This window comes from Streptomyces asiaticus (assembly GCF_018138715.1).
GTDB lineage: Bacteria > Actinomycetota > Actinomycetes > Streptomycetales > Streptomycetaceae > Streptomyces > Streptomyces asiaticus.
The window spans coordinates 1-20308 of record NZ_JAGSHX010000004.1; the positions used below are offsets into that span (position 1 = coordinate 1).

The 20308-nt window shown below is 67.0% G+C and carries 13 protein-coding genes and 6 pseudogenes; 13 read left to right on the forward strand and 6 right to left on the reverse strand.

Going from position 1 to position 20308, the window contains the following annotated elements:
• From KHP12_RS07355 to KHP12_RS53315, 5 genes are all read left to right on the forward strand, one after another.
• Nucleotides 1-720, forward strand: a 720-nt coding sequence (locus KHP12_RS07355) for an aminotransferase class III-fold pyridoxal phosphate-dependent enzyme (protein WP_211832016.1), incomplete at its 5' end; no start/stop codon positions are given.
• Nucleotides 721-855: 135 nt separating this feature from the next.
• The gene (locus KHP12_RS07360) at nt 856-1467 is read left to right on the forward strand and encodes an MFS transporter (RefSeq protein ID WP_211832018.1); all 612 of its coding nucleotides are present in this window, start codon (nt 856-858) and stop codon (nt 1465-1467) included.
• A complete protein-coding gene (locus KHP12_RS07365; RefSeq protein WP_211832020.1) occupies nt 1464-2246 on the forward strand; it encodes an MFS transporter in 783 nt (260 codons plus the stop codon). The genes KHP12_RS07360 and KHP12_RS07365 overlap by 4 nt, the downstream gene beginning before the upstream one ends.
• Before the next feature lie 382 nt (nt 2247-2628).
• Nucleotides 2629-3081, forward strand: coding sequence for a cyclase family protein (locus KHP12_RS07370; protein ID WP_211832022.1), 453 nt, complete (start codon nt 2629-2631; stop codon nt 3079-3081).
• A 106-nt stretch (nt 3082-3187) separates the two neighbouring features.
• The gene (locus tag KHP12_RS53315; RefSeq protein ID WP_372455179.1) at nt 3188-3691 is read left to right on the forward strand and encodes an LLM class flavin-dependent oxidoreductase; all 504 of its coding nucleotides are present in this window, start codon (nt 3188-3190) and stop codon (nt 3689-3691) included.
• A 1004-nt stretch (nt 3692-4695) separates the two neighbouring features.
• On the opposite strand, the pseudogene trhA reads toward KHP12_RS53315, so the two are convergent.
• The 3 pseudogenes from trhA to KHP12_RS07390 form a co-directional block, all read right to left on the reverse strand.
• Nucleotides 4696-5516: pseudogene (gene trhA, locus KHP12_RS53320) on the reverse strand (PAQR family membrane homeostasis protein TrhA).
• Between the two features lie 69 nt (nt 5517-5585).
• A pseudogene (locus tag KHP12_RS07385) lies at nt 5586-5907 on the reverse strand (helix-turn-helix domain-containing protein); the annotation flags it as partial.
• A gap of 860 nt (nt 5908-6767) precedes the next feature.
• Nucleotides 6768-7191: pseudogene (locus tag KHP12_RS07390) on the reverse strand (Tn3 family transposase); the annotation flags it as partial.
• Nucleotides 7192-8603: 1412 nt separating this feature from the next.
• Between KHP12_RS07390 and KHP12_RS07395 the strand changes: the two are divergent.
• From KHP12_RS07395 to KHP12_RS07415, 5 genes and pseudogenes are all read left to right on the forward strand, one after another.
• A pseudogene (locus KHP12_RS07395) lies at nt 8604-10087 on the forward strand (UDP-N-acetylmuramoyl-L-alanyl-D-glutamate--2,6-diaminopimelate ligase).
• A 289-nt stretch (nt 10088-10376) separates the two neighbouring features.
• A pseudogene (locus KHP12_RS07400) lies at nt 10377-10679 on the forward strand (transposase family protein); the annotation flags it as partial.
• Between the two features lie 365 nt (nt 10680-11044).
• A complete protein-coding gene (locus KHP12_RS52830) occupies nt 11045-11629 on the forward strand; it encodes a trypco2 family protein (protein WP_211831428.1) in 585 nt (194 codons plus the stop codon).
• Nucleotides 11626-12132 (forward strand): trypsin-like peptidase domain-containing protein, encoded by a 507-nt coding sequence (locus tag KHP12_RS52320; RefSeq protein WP_211832027.1) that lies wholly within the window; start codon nt 11626-11628, stop codon nt 12130-12132. The genes KHP12_RS52830 and KHP12_RS52320 overlap by 4 nt, the downstream gene beginning before the upstream one ends.
• A 345-nt stretch (nt 12133-12477) precedes the next feature.
• Nucleotides 12478-14058, forward strand: coding sequence for an NACHT domain-containing protein (locus KHP12_RS07415; RefSeq protein WP_211832030.1), 1581 nt, complete (start codon nt 12478-12480; stop codon nt 14056-14058).
• A gap of 79 nt (nt 14059-14137) precedes the next feature.
• On the opposite strand, the gene KHP12_RS07420 is transcribed toward KHP12_RS07415, so the two are convergent.
• Nucleotides 14138-14920 (reverse strand): DUF5131 family protein, encoded by a 783-nt coding sequence (locus tag KHP12_RS07420; protein ID WP_211832032.1) that lies wholly within the window; start codon nt 14918-14920, stop codon nt 14138-14140.
• Nucleotides 14921-15022: 102 nt separating this feature from the next.
• Nucleotides 15023-15562, reverse strand: a complete 540-nt coding sequence (locus KHP12_RS50780) for a hypothetical protein (RefSeq protein WP_246643049.1) — start codon at nt 15560-15562, stop codon at nt 15023-15025.
• 261 nt (nt 15563-15823) lie between these two features.
• Between KHP12_RS50780 and KHP12_RS07430 the strand changes: the two genes are divergently transcribed.
• Both KHP12_RS07430 and KHP12_RS07435 read left to right on the forward strand, forming a co-directional pair.
• A complete protein-coding gene (locus KHP12_RS07430; RefSeq protein ID WP_143678574.1) occupies nt 15824-16207 on the forward strand; it encodes a hypothetical protein in 384 nt (127 codons plus the stop codon).
• Between the two features lie 113 nt (nt 16208-16320).
• Nucleotides 16321-17734 (forward strand): annotated as a pseudogene (locus KHP12_RS07435) (IS701 family transposase).
• Nucleotides 17735-18169: 435 nt separating this feature from the next.
• On the opposite strand, the gene KHP12_RS07440 reads toward KHP12_RS07435, so the two are convergent.
• Nucleotides 18170-18565 (reverse strand): DUF6233 domain-containing protein, encoded by a 396-nt coding sequence (locus KHP12_RS07440; protein ID WP_308036073.1) that lies wholly within the window; start codon nt 18563-18565, stop codon nt 18170-18172.
• A gap of 928 nt (nt 18566-19493) precedes the next feature.
• On the opposite strand from KHP12_RS07440, the gene KHP12_RS50785 reads away from it, so the two are divergent.
• Complete coding sequence (locus KHP12_RS50785; RefSeq protein WP_244202608.1) at nt 19494-20210, forward strand: phosphotransferase; 717 nt, start codon at nt 19494-19496, stop codon at nt 20208-20210.
• Nucleotides 20211-20308: the final 98 nt, after the last annotated feature.

The window sequence follows — 20308 nt, forward strand, 5'->3', positions numbered from 1 at the left end:
ATCCGCTACGAGTACAACGACCTGCTCTCTGCGGAACGGGCCGCGGCCGAGGCGGGCGACGACCTCGCGGCGATCATCGTCTGCCCCATGCGCCACGACGTGCGGCGCGACCAGGAACTCGCCGACCCGGCGTTCGCCCATGGCCTGCGGGCGCTGGCCGACCGCACCGGCGCCGTGATCCTCGACGACGTCCGCTGCGGACACCGGCTGCACCTCGGGGGCAGCTGGGAACCACTCGGCGTCCGGCCCGACCTTTCGGCCTGGTCCAAGGCGCTGGCCAACGGGCAGCCACTTGGCGCTGTTACAGGGATCGACGCGCTACGCGACGCTGTGAGTTCGGTCTATGTGACGGGCTCGTTCTGGTACGCGGCGGTGCCGCTCGCCGCTGGCCTGGCCACCTTGCGCGAACTGCGCAACGGACAGGCGCTGCCGGACATGCTCCGTACCGGCACCCGGCTGCGGGAGGGCCTGGCGGCGCAGGCGGCCGCCCACGGGTACGAGATCCGCCAGACCGGTCCTGTGCAGATGCCCGTCCTGTACTTCGGGCGACGACGACCTGAGCCTGGGCACCGCATGGGCCGAGGCCGCGGTCGGCGCGGCGTGTACCTGCACCCATGGCACAACTGGTTCCTCTCGGCCGCGCACACCGATGCCGACATCGACGCCATCCTCGACCGCACCGACCAGGCGTTCGCGGACCTACGGGACACGGGAAGCTGACCAGTCGATGTCCGGCTGCCGTGGCCCGCGGAATGAGCACTGGGACAGGGCCGGCTTCAGATCGGGAACCGCCTTTGTGCGCTTGCATTGGCCAGGTGGCGACGTCGCCAATGAAGGGGGATGCAGCGGTGATTCATGAACGTAATACGCTCCGCATTCCGAGAGATCGTCTCGATGGAATCTTCGTCACGGCAGACCACTGGCCCCCCGCCGGAAAGTATTTCACGCCGGCGCTGGTTTGTATTCGGCGTCGTCGTCGCGCTGAACTTCGGAGTGTGGCTTGACGAGGCCAAGGTCTCGCAACTTGCCCCGTTCTGGTCGGATTCGCTGGCGCTGACTCCCGCTCAGGTGTCGGGCGTGTTGTCCGCGTATCTGCTCGGGTATGCTCCGATGCTGGCCATCGCCGGCGTGCTCGCCGACCGTTTTGGGTCGAAGATAATGCTGCTGACCTGCGGCTTCGGGGTCACCGTGCTGTCGGTGAGTATGGTCTTTGTGCGCACCTACAATGAAATGTGGTGGCGAAATCTGGCGTTCGGGTTCGTGTTCGGTCTGTTGCTGGCGCCGACATTTCGAATTCTGGCGACCTGGTTCCCATCCCATGAGCGGACCAAGGTAACCTCGTTGACGACCGGTGCCTGTGCCGGTATCTCGTCGATGGTCACACCGCTGATCGCACTCCCGATCGCGAACCACGCCTCGTGGCAGTTGGCATTCATCGCGGTGGCCGTCTTCACCGTACCTCGTTGATCTTGCTGTTCTGGATCTCCGACGAGCCACGGCGGATGCGCGGAATCAGTGCGGGCGAGATTGCTCTGATCGAAGGAGTCGAGGCGGCTGCCGCGCGGCAGCTCGGCCGGGTCGGGTTTCGGGAGATGCTGAGTTTGCTGCGTAATCGCAGTGTCATTTTGTTCGGCATCTCGGGTCTGCTCATCAGCCCGATCTGGTTGTCGCTGAACTGGTTGTCGTTCGGCCTGATCAATCTTGACAAGGTCAACCCGGATGTCGTCGCGGTTGTCCTGCCTGCGATCACCGTAATTCCGGTCACCTTTTCGTTCCTGAACGGCCTTGTTCTGCAGCGCGTGTTCGGAGGGCGGACGTGTATGTGGATAGCCGTGGGGTTCCTGCTGGGCGGAGTCGCGTTTCTCATCGCTGCGCTGGTGCCGATGGGGTGGGTGCCGTGGGCGCTGCTGCTCGGCGGCGGGGTCATGGTCGCGAATCTGATCTACTTCGGCACCATGAACGCGTACTGGGCGGAACTCGCCGGACCGCGATTCACGGGTACGCTTTCCGGGATCACGTCATGTCTCCAGGTCGTTGCCGGGATGTTTCTCGTCAAGCGGAGTGGGTCCTGGTTCAACGAGAACGCGACCGGTCACGCCCGGTTGGCGACTACGATGGCGGTGGGTGGAGGAATCATGCTTGTCGCTATTGTCCCGGTGATGCTGTCCAAGGAAGTCCGAGTGGAGCGGACAGCGGCGGTGGAACCCCTGCGTGAGACCTCTGCCGAAAGGCATGATGATGCGTGAAAATGAGCCGAGCTACACGCAGTTGGCTGCCAGGACGCCACCTGGGTCCAGTTGGGGGTGTTCGGCGAGGACGACGAGGCGGGAACGATCAATCGGCTGACGCCGGAGCATGTGAGAGACGCCGCCCGACTGGTGCGGCTGGGCTGGTGTTTCCGCTCGACTGGGATCTGGACTTGCCCGACCCTCCGTTGTTCGGCCGGTTGCCGTTGGTGCACACCGTCATCGCGGAAGAGAACGGTGGCAATGACGACCGCTACGACGGCTTTTACCCGCAGCGGTCCAGCCAGTGGGACGCACTGTCTCATATCGCTCACCCGAACTATGGGTTCTACAACGCCAGGCGAGAAGTCGGTACGGTCGGCGACGCGCTTGGCATACATGTATGGCCGAGCGCGGAATCGCCGGCCGCTTCGTGCTCCTGGATGCCTGCCAGTATCGCGCGACCGCGGTGCCCCCATCGATGCCGACCTGTCGGTCCCGTTCGACGCTGCGGACTTGGAGGATATTCGTGCGGCACAGGACGTCGAACTGGCGTCGTGGCGACATCCTGCTGATCCGATTCGGCTGGACGGCCTGGTACGAGAAACTGGGCGAAGACGAACGTCGTCGGCTCGCCGCCAACACCCAGGATCAAGGCAGTCCGGGCTTGGCACGCACCGATGCCGTTCTCGAATGGTTGTGGGACAACGGGATCAGTGCCGTGGCCGCGGACGTTCCTGCTCTTGAGGTGATGCCCTTCGACAACACGGCAGTTGACGCGGTTTCTGCATTTCCGGCTCATCGCGCTGCTCGGCATGGCGGTTGGAGAAATGTTCAACTTGGAGCAGCTCGCTGAATACTGTCACCGGGAACGTCGTTACTCCGGTCTGCTTACCAGCGCCCCGTTGCAACAAGCGAGGCGGAATTGGTTCCCCGGCCAATGCGCTGGCCCTTGTGTAGCGATGCGCGGTCGACAGGTGCCGCAGTCGACCGCTGATCGTCCTGTGCGGAACACAGATCGGAGAATCGAGTGGCGATGCAACAACCTGCCAAGAGGCCGAGCCCGCGCCCGTACCAGGACGTGTTCGTGGACCTGCGCCGCGGCCGTTCCGCTTCGGCGTGGAGATGATGGCGCCGTTCCCCGGCCGGACCTGGGCGGACTCGGCCGGGAACTGGAATCACTGGGCTACTCGACGCTGTTCGTTCCCGACCACCTCGACGAGGGCTACGGCCCGATCACCGCGATGGCCATGGCGGCGGCCGCGACGACCACGTTGCGGGTCGCCCCGGCCGTGCTCGCCGCGGATTTCCGGCACCCGGCAGTGCTCGCCCGGGAGCTGGCGTCCATCGACCAGCTGTCGCAGGGCCGACTCGAAGTGGGCGTCGGTTGCCGGATACCAGAGTGCGTGACTACAGGTGTTCCGGGATCCCGATGGCCTCACCCGGCATCCGCGTCGACCGGCTGATCGAGCACGTCACGGTGCTCAAGGACTGTTCAGTGACGGCCCGCTCAACTACTCCGGGGCGCACTACCGGATCTCGGAATTGCTGGGAACGCCCACGCCGCACCGGTCGGCGGCCCCCCGATCCTCGTGGCGGGCGGGGGCAGGCGCGTTCTCACCTTCGCCGGAGCGCACGCGGATATCGTGGGTGTGAACCCGTCCTTGCCATCCAGTACGCAACGGGCGCCTCCGCGCCCGACGCACTCCCACCCAGTATCGACCGAAAGCTCACCTGGGATGCGGGAAGCGGCGGGAGCACGCTTCGACGACCTTGAGATCCATGGCTGGCTGCGCTTTGCCGGCGTCGTGCCCGACGCACTCGGAGCCGCCGCAGAGCTTGAGCACCTCTTCGGCGCCCCCGCCACTGAGGTGATCACGTCGCGATCGTGCTCCTCGGCAGCGTGCTACAGATCGTCGAACGACTGCATGAACGTCGGGAACAGTGGGGTTACACGTACTTTACGATCCAGCAGGCCCTCGCACACGAGTTCGCGCCGGTGATCGCTCGGCTCTGAGTGTGATCAGTCACCAGCCATCGCCTCAGACATCGGCCGAAGGAAAGCCGGTCGAGAGGCCGGGGCAGCCTGTCGGACTCTTTCGGCCACAACATCCACCGCGGTGGCCAGTTCGTACCCGTCCGGCGTCAGCGAGGTCGAGACGCCAGGCCTGGACACGCCGCGGTCGGGGTCAACGAGGAGGAGCTCCAAGGCTCGGCTCCCATCCGCGGAATACCCGGCGGCCGACATGCTGCGGGGGGGCTGCCCCTGCCGCGACTGCAACTGAGGTCGACAGTAGCACGCCGTATCGGCCTGCGTTCGCTTAAATAACCTCGCTCTGTTCATCGCCAAAATACTCTCCCCACGCCGGGCGTAGAACCCTCATCTCGCGGGCTTAGATACTGGTTTACCGGGACCGCAGAGTTAAGGAAGATGGTTGTCGTTCACCACTCGAAGCTGCCACTCGAAGGATCATGCCTGCCCCCAACCTCGGTGGCTGAGCACAGTGACTGCCAGGACGATGGCCGTGTAGTGCGCGGTGAAGGCGGCGATGGTGAGGGCGTGGAAGACCTCGTGAAAGCCGAACCAGGACGGTGAAGGGTCAGTGCGCTTGAGTCCGTACACGACCGCGACCGCGGTGTAGAGCAGGCCACCGGCAATGACGAGTACGACCACTGCGGTGCCCCGTGCGCGCGAAGTCGGCACGTAGAAGACGGCCACCCCGCCCAGGACGATGCAGCACGGGAGTGTACAGCCACCGGGACGACCGATCCACAGCATGCGGAAGGCGATGCCGGCCAAGGCGCCTGCCCACACCACGGCCAGCAGCACCAGTGCTGACCCGCGGGCAGCAGCAGTACCGCCAGTGGGTGTACGTGCCGGCGATGATCAGGAAGATGTTCGCGTGGTCCAGCCGCCGCAAGACCACCTCCCCGTATGGACCCCACGTTCCGCGGTGGTTGACCGCGCTGGTACCGAACAGCAGGCAGGCCGACAGCGCGTACACCGAACAGGCCGCCACTGCCGCAGCGAGCGCGAAGCAGCGATCAGGACGATCCGCCGACCAGCGAGAGGGGAACACGCCGACGTGCAGCCAGCCCGCGCATCCTCGGCTTCAGCGCAGCCGCACGCGCTCCGCCCCGCCTTCCAGGGCGGCGCTCTGCCCGGCAGTCAGCCGGCCGGATGTGCCAATAGGCGCATCAACCGCGGAGGCCGCGGGGCGTCGGCGTGGTGCCGGAGCGGGGCTGGGGCTTCCGCCCGTGTGCCGGCGGCTGAGCATCTTCGGCGATCATGCGTTCATATTCTGAGATCGGCGGAAAGAATACGGCCCGGCGCGTCGCCCCGGACTGCGGGTCAGATGTCGGCCTCGCTCCGGGATGCCGCGCGCGGTGTTCGGCGTTGATGCGCTGGGCTTTCTTCGAGTTGGTCTTCGAGGATGACGATGCGGCAGGCGGCCTCGATGGGGGTGCCCTGGTCGACATTTCCCGGGCGCGGGCGGCGATGCGGAGCTGGTAGCGGGAGTAGCGGCGATGGCCGCCCTCGGAGCGCAGGGGGTGATCAGGCGGTGTTCACCCAGGGCGCGGAGGAAGCCGGGGTGGTGCCGAGCAACTCGGCGGCCCGGCCCATGGTGTAAGCGGGGTAGTCGTCGTCATTGAGACGGCCGAACGAATCGTCTGCTGTCATTGCACCTCTCTGTGGAACGCGCTGAGGGGCCCTGGTGCCGTATGACACCAGGGCCCCGAAGGGGCTGTTACACCATCTGCCGGCCCTGGTACTGCGCCGGCTTTCTGTTTCCGCCGACCCGACTTGGGAGCTGTCGGGTGTACGGGATCGCGGTTTGCTTGACCGGAGACCACCTCACTATCGATGTCCTGCGGTACCCGGGCTCAAAAAGACTCCCGCCCGGGCGATCCTGATGGCGCTCGGCTCCTCCGTTCTTCCCTCTTGATGAACTACTTCCCAACGGGACTGCGTACTGCTGGTACTACTGGTGATGCGAACTGCTGGTGACCTGAGTAAGCGCCACTCTTCGGCAGCCAGCCCCGTCGCCCGTCCTGCGTCTGCTCTGGCTTAGAACCCCACTGCCGAACTTCCCGGTGCGCGCGTCCGCAGCCGACGCCTTCACCGAGGTACCGCTCACTGACCTCACTGCTGGTACTGCGAACTGCACTTACTGAACTGCCACTCCGTTACTGCTCATGGCGGCCCCTGATCACTGCGGGCCACCCGGTCCGGCCGTCAGTCCCGTCGCCGTCCTGCGACATCCCTGGCTTCGGAACTCCACCACCGCACCGTCCTGCGCACTGCAACTGCGTGTACTGCGGTACCGCTGCCGGCAGTTCGTCTCTGCCAGGCCCCGTTGATCTCGGCTACAAGAGAAATCATAACCACACCACCGCCCCATGTCTACTCGGCCGACATAGATTTCCGCGCGTTCGACGATGAGGTAATCAACCTCGAACAGCGACAGGAGACAGGAGCAAAGCGGTGATCTGCGGGTTAACCGCTGCAACCCGGGGCACAAGCACCACGCAGGCAGGACGGGCGTCGATGTAGCGTGTCGTCCATAGAACGACTGCGTTCACAACGAGTCCGACTGACCCAAGCTGGTCTTCCATTCCGTCCGGTATGCCTGGTGGATGGTGCCCTTCTTGCCGTGGCAGATGTCCCGGGCCAGCTTGTGGCGGGACTCCTGGACGGTGAGCTGCTTGTGCATCTGCCGTCGGTAGGTGTCGTCCACCGGGTCGACGACGGCGAGCAGATGCAGGGTCTTGGCGATCCACCCGTACTCGGCGAACACCTGACCGAGCGGCGTGGGTGGCCCTCACGGCCGAACATCCGCAGCAGTCGTACGTCCTCACCCGGTTTGGTGACCAGAGAGCCCGCGACGCGGAGCATGTCCGGCCAGGCGGTGAGCACCTCCTTCACGTTCACCTTGTTGCGGGCCAGCGCCTCCAGCGGCCCGTACCCGCCCAAAGATCAATCTCGCCGATACTGGCTGTTCCGTTGGTCCCCGCGCCGGACGACGACGGCCCCCTGTCGCCGGGCGGGGATCAAGAGGGCCGTCATCGCACGAGTAGCTTCAAGATCATCCCATGGCCCTTTTGGGCTCACTTCGGCCATACCCTCGTAGGCGGCGCAGCTCGGGCACAGCCCGGGCACGAAATGGTCCGGGGTGAGCCGCTGGTGCAGCTGGCTCACCGGAACCGATGACTCGTCGATCCAGGACCGCACCAGCTCAACGAGCTGATTGATCTCGGTGCACGAACTCCCTCGGCAGTGCCCACGGCCGCCCCGGTCGGCTCCTCCGCCACCCACTCGCCTTCCCCTTCAGTTGTTCGGCGGACAACCCCTCGTTGTCACCGAAGAACCATCCAACCGGACCGCCCGTAACCTCTGCCCGCGATCGTGGTCATTCCTCACCGACACAACGCGATCGAGGCGGTGCGCTCATGGACCACACATGCCCTGCCTTCTTCCTCCTCGCCCTGCCGTGGCAGCCTCGTTCTCCACCATCACGGCGGTGATCGCCTTCGCCCTGGCCCGCTGGGACGGTGCGACGATCCCAGCAGCCTTCACCGCGGCGGCGACCGCCTTCGCGCCGTTCAGGATCGCGCGGAACCAGCGGCGGTTCTGCTCGGTCGCATACGCCCGCCGCGCCTCCGCCCCGGCCCGCTGCCAGCACTTATTCGACGCAGATCGCCGACCACCTCGTGAGAGCCGACCTGGCCACCGGGGGCAGTGGAAGGGACGGCACAACCTGCTGATGATGGTCGGCCGCACCATCCGGTCCGCGTTCCGGCGAGCCGGAACGCGGTGTCGCGCTCCTGGTCGCGGCTCTGGTCGCACCGGGCTGGGCGCCGGGTGTGCTGCCGCAAGGCGCTGGCCTGGACGACGCGCCTCCAACAGCTCCCCGGCCACGCCGACTACTTCCCCACAGCGCCTCCTGGCCGTGGGGCCCATCGGACCCGCAGCTCCGGCCAAAGGATCGTCAGCGGATGGGCCCCCGCGGCTGGACGTACACTCCACACATGGGTCGCACATGCGCAGTGAGGGAGTGCCTGTTCCAGGCCGCTCATGCCGTGTGCCCGTCCGCCGTGTACGCGACGGCCGTCGACCCGGTGAACGCGCCGGCGATCTACTGTCGCGCGTTGCACGGCCACGGCTAGCGATTCCGGGTAATTCTCGGCATTTCCGAGATCATCCCGCCCCTGCGGGCGGACCATTTTCTGCGCGGCAGCAGCCCCTCCCCGCCTCTGTAACCGTACGGCGACGGCTCTCGCCATAATTTCCTGCTTTGTCACCCCTTGGCGCCCTGGCGCCGCCTGCGCGCCGACCGCCGGACGACCGGCAGCCGGTGCATCTCCGAGAGGAGCCTTGTGAAGTTGAGCGAGCTGCTCGCCGGGCACGATCATGAAGTCATCGAGGGCGATCCGGAGACGAGGAATCACCGGAGGCACCGGCTTCGACGCCCACCGCGCCGCTCCGGGATCCCTGTTCATCGCGGTGCCCGGCCATCGCGAGGGCGGCCCCGAGTCCGTCGGACCGGCTCTCGCACGCGGCGCGGTGGCGATACTCATCGACTCCGCGACGTCGCCACTTCCGGTCGCGACCTGGGCTTCGGCAACTGGTGTATGCGTCGTAGCCGTCGCGGACACGCGCAAGGCGGCCGCGGTCGTCGCCTCCCGCTACCACGGGGAGCCAGGCCGGCAGATGAAGATGGTGGCCGTCACGGGCACCAACGGAAAGACGTCGGTTTCCTCCATGGTGGAGTCGGTGCTGAGGGTCGCCGAGCACGCCAGGGTGGGGGGCATCGGGACGGGCGGCAGCCGGATCGGCGACGAACTGATCCCGATGCCGACGTCGGTACTGACCACACCGGAGTCGCCGGACTTCCAGTATCTGCTCGGGTGCATGCGCGACCGCGGTGTCGGCACCGTGGCGCTCGAAGCCACGTCGATGGGCCTGCTGACCCACCGCCTCGACCACTCGTTCATCGATGTAGGGGTATTCACCAACCTGACGCAGGATCACCTGGACGACCACGGCACCATGGAAAACTACCGGGACGCCAAACTGCGTCTGTTCCAGGGGCTGTGCCGGCGTGCGGTGGTCAACGCCGACGACCCGGTCGGAGCCTGCATCGGGGCCATGATGCCCGGCGCGGTCGTCACGACGGCATCGACGCGGAGGCGGACTACCGGGCGACCGACCTCACCATGGACGCCGTCGGCACCCGCTTCACCCTGCACCACGCCGGCCACAAGTATCCGGCGGTGATCCCCGTGCCTGGACGGTTCTCCGTCTCCAACGCACTGGCCACTGTCGCAGCCTGCCACCTCATCGGGCACCATCTGGCCGGACTGGTCGCCGCACTCGAGCAGATGCCCCCGATCCGGGAAGGTTCGAACGCTACGAGACCCCGGACGGCACGTCCGTCATCGTGGACTATGCGCACTCCCCGGACTCACTGGAGAAGGTGCTGACCACCATCCGCGGCTTCGCCTCTGGCCGGGTCGTCACGGTCTTCGGCTGCGGCGGGGACCGGGACGTCACCAAGCGCGCCCAGATGGGGGAGATCGCCGGCACCTACTCCGATCTGTGCGTTCTCACTTCGGACAATCCCCGGAACGAAGACCCCCAGACGATCATGGATCAGATCGTCCCGGGCCTGCTCGCGAGCGGCACCACTTTCGAACGGTTCGCCGACCGCCGCCGCGCCATCTCCTTCGCCCTGTCCGCCGCAGGGCACGGCGACGTCATCCTGATCGCGGGCAAAGGCAGCGAGCCCTACCAGATCGTCAACGAGGAACTGCTGCCGTTCAGCGACATGGCGACGGTACGCGAACTCGCCACGCGGTAGGCGTACCGGCCTTCTTGACGCCCGGCGCTGGTTGTGGTCGTCCGGCACATCGTCGGCCTCCAGCGCCGTCAGAAACCCGCTACCCGCTACACACGAGACCTCGGGGCCCGCGGCTACCTCGGGGACGTGCGGCCCGCCCTCATTTCCGTCGGCGTGGACGCCTGATGGCGCTGATCGGGACGGGCTGGGGTCGGCCCCTCCGGCTACTCCGTGCCACAGCTCGGTGCGTTCAGCACCCGGCACCAGGCCGCCAGGAACGGTCAGTACAGCTGGTGAGGGCTGCGGATGGGGCCGCCCCTGGTGTCTTCCGTTGCCGGAACGGGTCCTGCTGGTGGCCGTGTACTACCGCACGAACCTCACGATGCGGCAGCTCGCGCCGTTGTTCGGCGTCTCGCCGGCCACCGTGTGCCGGGTCATCCAGCGCCTTGGAGCACTCCTCGCGCTCGAGCCGGTGCGGCCCCCGCAGCAGGCGGCCGACCGGTTGTGGATCGTGGACGGCACCCTCATCCCGGTCCGCGACCGGACGGTGGGCGCGTCCTCACGCAATGATCGGTTCTCCGCGAATGTGCAGGTCATCGTGGACGCCGATACGGGAGCCCGAAAGTTGCTCAAGCGGGCGACTGCTACGCGAGGACCGTTGAAGCAGCGTCTTCGCCCCGAAGAGAACATCGCACTCAGCGTCGGCTGCCACCCGCCGCGGCACCGGATACTGCGGGCAATGGCATCGGATACGAGCTGGCGGACCTCAAAGGTCGGCAGTCCGTCAGGGAAAAGACCTCGGGACGAAACGTGAACAGACAAGATCGCGCGGACGCGGTGGACCGGGGTCGGCGCACCCGATGCTCGGGGTACCGACGAAACTCACTCACCTGCTATTTTCTGTGCCCTTTCAGATGAGAGGCCCGTGATGGTCCGGGGAGATTCCCAGGAACCTCGCACTGACAGCACACGCTCAAGGTGATCGCTGATGTGAGCGGGCGAGGGGTTTGTTTCACCGAGGTCCTGGAACTGTTCGTCCGTGATGAATCCGCCCGCACGCATCGGGGCGGCCCCCGGCAGACCGCGGCTGCCGGCGACCGGTTCATGTTCTCCGACTACCTGACGAGCACCCAATCCAGGCGCTACGCTCTGCCCTCGGGCGGTCACGCTGCGCCCGCGTCAAAGCGCGGCTCTGTGCACGGGGGAACGATGGGCCAGGATTTGGAAGGCGTCGAACTGGCTAAGGCAGTCCAGTGGTTGCGCGACGAGCTGCTGGAAGCCGCCGCACAGGGCGCCAGCCGGGCGGTCCGCTTCGCGGTGGACGCCATCGAGCTGGAGTTCACGGTCGAGCTGCGCAAGGACCGCAAGGGCAAGGCCGGCTTCAAGGCATGGGTGGTCACCGCCGGAGCCGATGTGTCGCGAGGTCGGGCCGATACGCATCGGGTGAAGCTTGCGCTGAGCCCCAAGGATCCGGAGGGACGCACCCTGGAAATCGGAAACACCGATCGTGGCGGCACCGCCGGCTTCACGCGGGCCGCGCCTTCGTCCGGGGGCGGGTCGTGAACCCGGACCTCTCGCGTGTCGCTGCCGTCATCGGCGCGCGGCAGGGCAGCGGCTACCTCGTCGGGTCACGGCTGGTCCTCACGGCCGCGCACGTTGTGGAGGAACAGGGCACCGCCGAAGCAGTGGTGATCGGCGGGTTCGGCGAGGTGCTCTGTGATGTCGTGTGGCGACGCAAGGACAAGGCGTGCGATGCGGCCCTGCTCGTGGCACGCGCCGACCTCGTGCCGGATGCCGTGTCGTCCCGTTTCGCCCCGCTGCGCTGGGGCGAGCTGGTCCGCCTAGATATCCAAGAGAACTGCACGGCCATCGGCTTCCCACAGGTCCAGCGCGACGAATCGGGCGAACTCGACAGCGATCAGCTCGACGGCCGGGTCAAACCAGGGTCAGGGATCCTGCGTGGCCGGTATGCGCTGGACATCAGCGGCATCCACCGCAATCAACGGCGGACGGATCGCCCTGGTCGGGCCTGTCGGGGGCCGGTCTCTTCTGCGGAGGTGCACTGATCGGCGTGGTCGCCACGGCACCGACCCGCTGGCAGAACGGCCGGCTGGAAGCGGTCCCGGTGCGAGTGATCACCGACGATCGGGGATTCCAGGACGCCCTGCGCACGCACGGCGGCACGACCGTCGCCGTAGAGGCCCTGGACGACCTTTCCGACCAGGAGCGCGAGGACCGCGACTTCGAAGTGCAGTACCGGCACTTTCGTCGCACGCGGCTTCGACCAGGTCGAGACGCTGGGCGCCGGCTCCGCACTCGGCACGATCGTATGGCCCCTCGACACGGCCTTCATCGCCCTCGAACTCGCAGAGACAGCGCCCCGCCCCGCCCCCGGCCGCTCCGCCATCGACGTGGCGGCCGGCAAACGCATCCAGGACGCGCTGCACGGCCGGACGCGGATCCTGCTCCAGGGCACTGCCGGATCCGGAAAGACCACACTCATGCACTGGCTCGCGGTGCGGGCCGCGCAGGGGGATCTGCCCTCCGAGCTGGACCAGCTCCAGGCCAGGGTGCCCATCGTCGTCCCTCTGCGGAAGGTCCTCCACAAATCGCAGAAACTTCCTCAAGTCGAGACCCTACTGCACGACGTGGAGTACCCAAGCGCGTCCCTCCAGCCCGTGGGCTGGCTGACACGGCTGCTGCGCAAGGGCCGGGTCCTGCTCCTGATCGACGGCATCGACGAGGTCCCGCACGACAAGCGCCAAGCAGTGCGTGACTGGCTGAAGGCGCTCCTCGCTGAGCACGAGCACACCGCTGTGGTGGTGACGTCCCGCCCGTCCGCAGTGCCGGACAGCTGGCTCACCGCGAGCAAGTTCACCGGATTCAGCGTGCTGCCGATGAGCCCCCAGGACGTGGGCACGTTTGTCGACCGCTGGTTCGCCGCCCTGCTGGAGGCCGAAGGCTGGAGCGGGTACAGGAAGTACGCGGAGCGCGGGCGCAGACTCCTGCGGGCCGAACTGGACAGCATCAGGCCCGCGGCGCAGATGGCGGCGAATCCCCGCCTCTGTTCGCTGATCTGCGCACTGTGGCTCCAAAACCAGGGGTCCTTGCCAAAGGACCCCATGTCGCTGCATGTCGCGGCACTCCGCCTCCTGCTGGAAGAGCGCGACATTCAACGCGGAATCGGCTCTACGGAGGGTGTCAGGCTGGACTTGGGCTCAAAAGCGAGTCTCCTCGTGTCCCTCGCGCTCTGGATGACCCTGAACGGGGCGACCGAGATGACCGAAAGCCGTACGGTGCGCATCCTCGAGAAGGACCTGCGCTGGATCAGACCGGACCCTGCGGGAAACGCGAAGTCGGTGCTGCGCCATCTGCTGATCCGCAGCGGAGTTCTGCGTGAGACGAAGGGCACCGTCGATTTCGAGCACAGCACCTTTCGGGACTTCTTCGCGGCCCTGGGGCTCGTGCACGGGGACCACTTCGGCTTCCTGGTCAATCACGCCCACGACCCGCACTACGAAGACATCGTGCGCATGGCAGTCGGCCACTGCGGCTCAGCTGAAGCCGATCAGCTACTGCTGGAGCTCGTCCAACGAGGAGACCGGGAACCGGAGCACCGCGAGAGGATCCACCTGCTCGCGACTTCGTCGCTCGAGTACGCGGCGCGGGCCGACGCAGAGGTCCGCCAGGAAGTCCTCCGCCGGGCCAAGGCACTCGTTCCGCCCCGGGACGACGCAGCTGCTGGTCTACTCGCGGGGGCGGGGGCGGCGGTGCTAGACCTGCTGCCGGGGCCGGACGGCATCACTGTCGAAGAAGCACGGGCCGTGGTTCTGGCAGCCGGCACGATCGGCGGGACCACCGCCTCGGCTTTCCTGAAGCGCTTCCAACAACACGACGATCCCGCAGTGCGGAAGCGCGTGCACTGGGGACTCGACCGCGCCAGCCGGGCACCGAGCCCTGACACGAACGGCACCGCCCCCAGAGCTCTTTGACAGCGCCGAACCCCGGGCGCCCCTCAGACCGCCGACGTGGCGCCGCGAGCGGCCGTCGACGACTGTTCCACCGCAGACGTCAGCTAGAAGGAGGCCGCCGAGCGCGGATCGCAGTCCTGGCAGGCAGGCCGTGTGCGAGGTGCGATCCCTGGTCCACGGGGAACGGTACTCGGGCGTACCGGTTCCGCCGTGCATCACTGAATAACGCCGGGCGAGCCATCTCACGGGCTGACGATGTCACCCGAGCTCGACAGCGTACGAGCTTCCGAGGAGCCCCTCCGTCTGCGCCTTCGCCGATGTCCCGGATGCGAGCGTGCGCCCCGGTCCTTGGCCGCGCCGTGCAGCCGTCGTTAGGCCTTGTCCTGCTCGTGGGGGTCGGACAGCCGCGGGCACAGCTGTACGGCGAGGTCGACGTGGAGCAGAAGATCAGCCGCCGGTTCTGCGCAGGCGCCCACGGCGCGGATGGCGAACCATGGGCGAGCACCGCAGCCGCCATCAGGTGCGTGCCCCCCTGACGGGCGCGGGGTGGCCCTGAGTGGGACGATCGGCGCGCCCGCCCGCTACTTCGTTCGAGTCCCCAGCGCTGAACAGCAGACAGAAAAGGCTGAACGTGAGTGATTGCGATTGCCGCAGCGTCGCCCGTACGACCCCACTGATATTGGGCACGATGGCGTGGTTCGTGCGGCTGACGGCGCGTGCCAGCTATCCCGATACCGATGTCCATGGGCCTGGCCCGGCGGCCCGACTCCCCACCCACAATCACCCAGTCGATGCCAGTGACGTCCAACGCGTCCAGCGAGCCCAGCAGCGGCTCAGAGGACAGGAATCGCACCGCGGCCGGCACCTGCCGCAGATCATCCACCCGGCCTCGGCCGTCTCGATCTCGGTGTGGGTCGCGGTCTGCTCGTGCAGCTGCTCCAGCCGCGTTGCCAGAAGGTACTCGGCGGTGCGTTCCCGGGCGGCGTCAGTGGGCCTTCGTCGCGGCGGCCACCGCGTCCGCGCCGTTCGGGTTCGCGCGGAACCAGCGGCGTTTCTGCTCGGTCGCGTACGCCCGGCGTGCCTCGGCTTCGGCTTCCTCGGTCCGGCCCAGCATCGCCAGGGCGCACCGCCGGTACTCCGGCGCCGCCTGCTGCACCGCCTGGAGCACGGCGAAGGCGAGCGCGGCCGCCGCCGCAGTTGGCTCCGAGTCCAGCTCGCCCGGCTCGACCAGCCCCATGAACGCGCGCCGGGCGGCGGCGATGTCAATCTCCACGGGCCGCCTCACGCGGTCAGCGACGGAGGCGACCTCGTCCGCATCATCCAGATCGGCGGACCAGGTGGCCGCGACCAGGCCGGCCTCCACCGTCAGGGCCTCGGTCTCGCGCCGGTAGCCGCACGCCTCACACAGCCCGGCCGCCCGCTCCTGCCCGCAGCCCTCACACGGCAGCGCCCGGCGAACCGCCTCGGCGGCGACGGCCGCGCGTTCGCGCTCGCGCGCTCCTGAGTGCGTGTTTTCAATCCTCAAGAGCGCAGGTCAACGACCTGCGGCGGAGATGCCAGAGATCGCCACTGTTCCTCCAACGGTCACCGCAACCGATCTGCGAACGAACTCCCAGAATGGTGGTGCTCCTGGCGTAGGGGGAGAAGGCTTGCATATGGCGAAAAATGGAGCTGCACAACAACCAGCCGACCCACAAACCTTGTTACGTGGCTAGCTGGCACCGGAGGACTTCGACGGTTCCGGTCGACCATTTACACATGCGCAGACACGAAGGGAAGAACTCGCATGGTCAACCCCACCCGCTGGCAGTCTCTACGGAGGCTTCTCGTGGCTGCTGGAGCCCTCACCGCCGTAGCACTGTCCACGGCCCCATCGAGCGCTGCGCAGACTGCAATACAGTCCGCGCCAGCCGACTGTCCCAAGGGTTACTTCTGCGGCTACAAGAAGAACAACTTCCAGCAGCTCGGATTCAAGTACAAGGACTGCTACGAGCAGGAAATTCCCGACGGCATGGGTAGTGGAGGTTCCTGGTACAACAACCAGACACCGGGCACGGATACCGGGTTCTACGACAAGTATGGGTACTACCTCGACCATGCCCGCGGCGCCCCCTCCTCGGACGCCTACGCACACTGGGGCCCCGTCTGGTCCGTCTGGAACTGGTGCTGAGTGCCTCGGGGATCGGTCACAGTGACCGATCCCCGAACGCTCGCGCAAGCTCCTAGCGGTGGTTTGTTGACATCGGGTCGGGACCGCAGTAGAAGGACGAGGAGGGGTGTGTGATGACCGCTCGTCGTCCGTGTCCGCCGGCTCCGGGACCGCTGGAGCAGTACGCCGTCGGCTTCGATGATCTGTTTGACTCCCTGGCTCAGCGTCGGGGTTTTCGTCAGTACCTCACGGGGTTGCTGGCGCCGCGCGAACGGAACAAAACGCTGACATGCCTGGCCGGGGCCGAGCCGGTAGCGGGAGCCCAGCACCCCGCAGTGCAGCGGCTGCAGTTCTTCCTCTCCGAATCCCCCTGGGAGCACGAGCGGATCAACGCCCGTCGTCTTGAGCGGTTACTGGATGATCCGCGCACCGCTCCGCATGCCGGTGGAGTGCTGGTCATCGACGACTCCGGCGACCGGAAGGACGGGACCGCGACCGCGAACGTGGGCCGGCAGTGGCTGGGCCGATACGGCAAGACCGACAACGGTGTCGTCACCGTCACCACATTGTGGGCGACGAGCGACTGTACTACCCGCTGCACGCCGTGCCCTACACCCCGCCCGCCACTTCCCCAAGGGCCGCAGCGATCCGGGCTTCGCCACGAAACTGCAGATCGCTGCCGCTCTCGCCCGCCGGGCCACGGAGGCCGGAGTGGACTTCCGCGCGGTGGCGGCCGACTGCGCCTACGGCGACCAGGACGGCTTCCGCGGCGAACTGGCCACCGCCGGGCTGCCGTTCGTGATGGCCCTCAAACGGCGCCGCGGCACCTGGGCCTACGGCCCCGATGCCCACACCCCGGTCGACGCCGCCCGGGAACTGGCCTGGCACGGCCCCGACCGGCCGGGCGACTGGACGACGGTGACCCGCACCTTCCGTGACGGCCACACCACCACCTGGTGGGCCGCCGACGCCTCCCTGGGCTGGTGGGGACCGGACGGCACCACCCGGCTGGTGGTGGCCACTACCCACCCGGACACCCTGCCGGAGAAATCCACCTGGTACCTGGCCACCAACCTGCCCCGCCCCAACTCGACACGCCAGGCCGACAGCCCCCACCCGGCCGCCGACCTCGCCGAGATCGTGCGGATCTACGGCATCCGCAACTGGATCGAGCAGAGCTACAAACAGGTCAAGGACGAACTGGGCTGGGCCGACTTCCAGGTCCGCACCGACCGCGCCATCCGCCGCCACCAGACCCTGGTCAACTGCGCGTTCTCCTTCTGCTGGGAAGCCGGACTGCCACCGACTCCCGCCAACCGGCTGGCCCGGCCAGAGAGGGGGCACCCGATCGCACCACCCGGCACGCTGGCCCCAGGCCCTACGTGCCGTCCGCAGCTGGCTGACCCCCACCATCATGCTGCAACGCTGGTGGAAAGCCTGGTCCAGCACGCCCCCACCAGCAGAGTTACAAAACCTGATCAACGCAGTCAGCACCGGCCGACCACTCAGCCACCACCTCCCACTCCCGCCTTAACAAACCACCGCTAGGCGAGGTGCGGCGGTTTCGTGGACTGCGGAATCTTTGGCGAAAGCTCACTCGCTGAACACCGTCCAGCGCCGCCCTGGGTGACCGGATTTGCGGCTTGTGACAGATTCGTTCCACCTGTGCAGCCAGAACATGAGCTTGCGCGATATCGCCGCCCGGCTCGTCGTCGCCAAGGCGCCAAGAAAGGCGAGCGACCCGCCACCGTGATGCGCACGCTGCGATAGAACTGCCCGCGAGAGGACTCGGCGAGGCCGCGGGGTCCACAGCCCAGCATCGAAGGCCCCGTCACCCGGAAGGTCGCCGTTCGTTAACGGCACCCCACAGAGTGCCTGGCGAGACATGGTGCCTGGCCTGGAACATCGCCTTCAGTAAACGATCAGGCCAAGAGGCATGGCCAGCGGGGATGCAGCGGGGCGCAGGGGAAGTGCGGCACGAGCTCAGCGCCGGAGTGCTCGATCCGGGCGGCATATGTCGCATATATCCATGCCCTGCTGGGCGAGCAGACCGATCGCGTCCTCGGTGGTGACCCGCGCGTGAGCCCTTTTGGCCTGCCAGCAGTCGCAGCGGTGAAGACGGCGCGCCGGATCGTCGTCCGCATACTGGTGCAGCTTTTCGAGCACCCACTGCCGCCCGGCGATCGCGCCATCCCGGGGGACGGTGCCGTAGTCCTCGCCGGGGATGGGGGTGACCTGGTCGGCGGCCAAAGTGATCGCGGTGGGTGCCCCGGTCGGGCGGCTGCGGCCCTCGGTGTCCTCGAAGCGTGTAGGGAGGATCGCTTCGGCTTCAAGCCACCACTGTCCGTCTGTGCTGCGGGTCCATCCGGTGGCGATCACGTCCAGTTCCTGGCCGTCTGGGAGCACGGCTCGCGCCCACGGCCCAGCTTTCGACCGCCACTCCTCCGCATTCACGATTCGGATTCTAGTTCGAATGCACGTAGCGTCGTCGCGCTGCTCAACCCATCTCCCAAGCCCGTGGTCGCACCCGGAGAACATGATCACCGGGACAGATTCCACGTAACTTCTAGCGCCCGCAGCCGACCCAGGTCCGGCGGTAGCTCGCTCACGCGTTCGAGTGCAGGAGGCCGGTAGGCACCGTGTCTGCCCTGGCCTGCCGCTGTGACTGAGCGCCATAGTTGGCGAGTGAGCGCTTTAGTTGGCGGGTCCTGAGCGTTGTACCTGGCGGGTTGTGACTGGTCGCGATAGATGACATCTGGTCGCGGCAACTGACACCGATGCTCCGTCGGCACGACGGTCGAGATGCGCGAGGTCGTTGACCTGCGGAAACGACTCTCTGCCGATGTCAGATAGGCCGACCACCGCGAGCATGTGCCAACAATGATGACCATGGGCGGAACGAGGCCAAAGTCCATATGAGCATGGTGCCAAAGGCCCCTGTCACCGCCCGTTCCGGTCGCGGCGATGCAACTCGTGAGCATAGCCAGATGGTGAGGCTACGAGGCAGGTACGGTACGCGGCAGGCCCCCGGGGGCAATTGGAGTGCTCCCGGGGGCCGTAGTCGTCGCGATGCGGGTCAGTGGGGCAGGATCGGCCGGTCGATATGGCGGTGCTCCACCTCGCAGCCGATACCGGCGGCTCGCAGATAGGCTCCGATTTCCTCGGCAACGGCGACGGATCTTTTCCGGACTAAGGACCTGATCACAGGGTGGTCGCCTTGAACAGGCGAGGCCGCTGTTCGTGGAGGAGCCGACGGCGGCCAGCCGACCGTGAGATACGGACCGTCAGGGTGTCTATACTGGCGCGCATGGAACAGGCGCTGGAGATTCCGTTGACCGGGGGCCGGATCACGGAGGGAGTTGTCCGTGTCGGGGACACGGTGCGGCGGCCGGTAGGGCCTCACTCGCCGTTCGTGCACCGGCTGCTCAAGCATCTGGAGAACGTCGGCTTCGACGCCGCGCCGAGGCTGCTCGGAACCGATGACAAGGGCCGCGAGATCCTCAGCTTCCAGCACGGTGAAAACCGGACTGACTTCCGGACACGTGACTGGTCGCCCGCCCAGATCACCGCCGCGGCGCAGCTGCTGCGCCGACTGCACGATGCGACCGCTGACACGCCGATCGCGGACGGCGAGGAGACGGTGTGCCACAACGATTTCTCCCCGCTCAACGTCGCCTTCGTCGACGGCCTTCCTGCCTCCGCCTTCGACTTCGACGAGGCCGCACCCGGCCCTCGCGCGCGTGACCTTGCCTATGCCGCCTGGCTGTGGCTGCTCGGTGCCGACATCGCCCGCCCTCTCGACCGCCAACTGGCCCTCTTGCGTACCTTCCTCGACGTGTACGGGTTCAAGGACGGGGACCGTCGGGGTTTCGGCGGGCGCATCGTTGCCCGAGTTGAGGCCGAGCGCGACATGCATGACCGCGCTGGACGCGTCACCAGCCCCGGGTCCTGGCTGCACCTGGAGATCGACTGGCTGAAAGAACGCGCCGACGCCATCGACCTGTACTTGGAAAGCAGTGTCTGACGGGTGAAAACCAGCTCTGGTGGGCAGCCCCAGATCGGTGCTGCGAGCCGTGATGCGGGCATGGGCCTGGTCCATTGCGGTCAGCTTTTTGCTGGCAG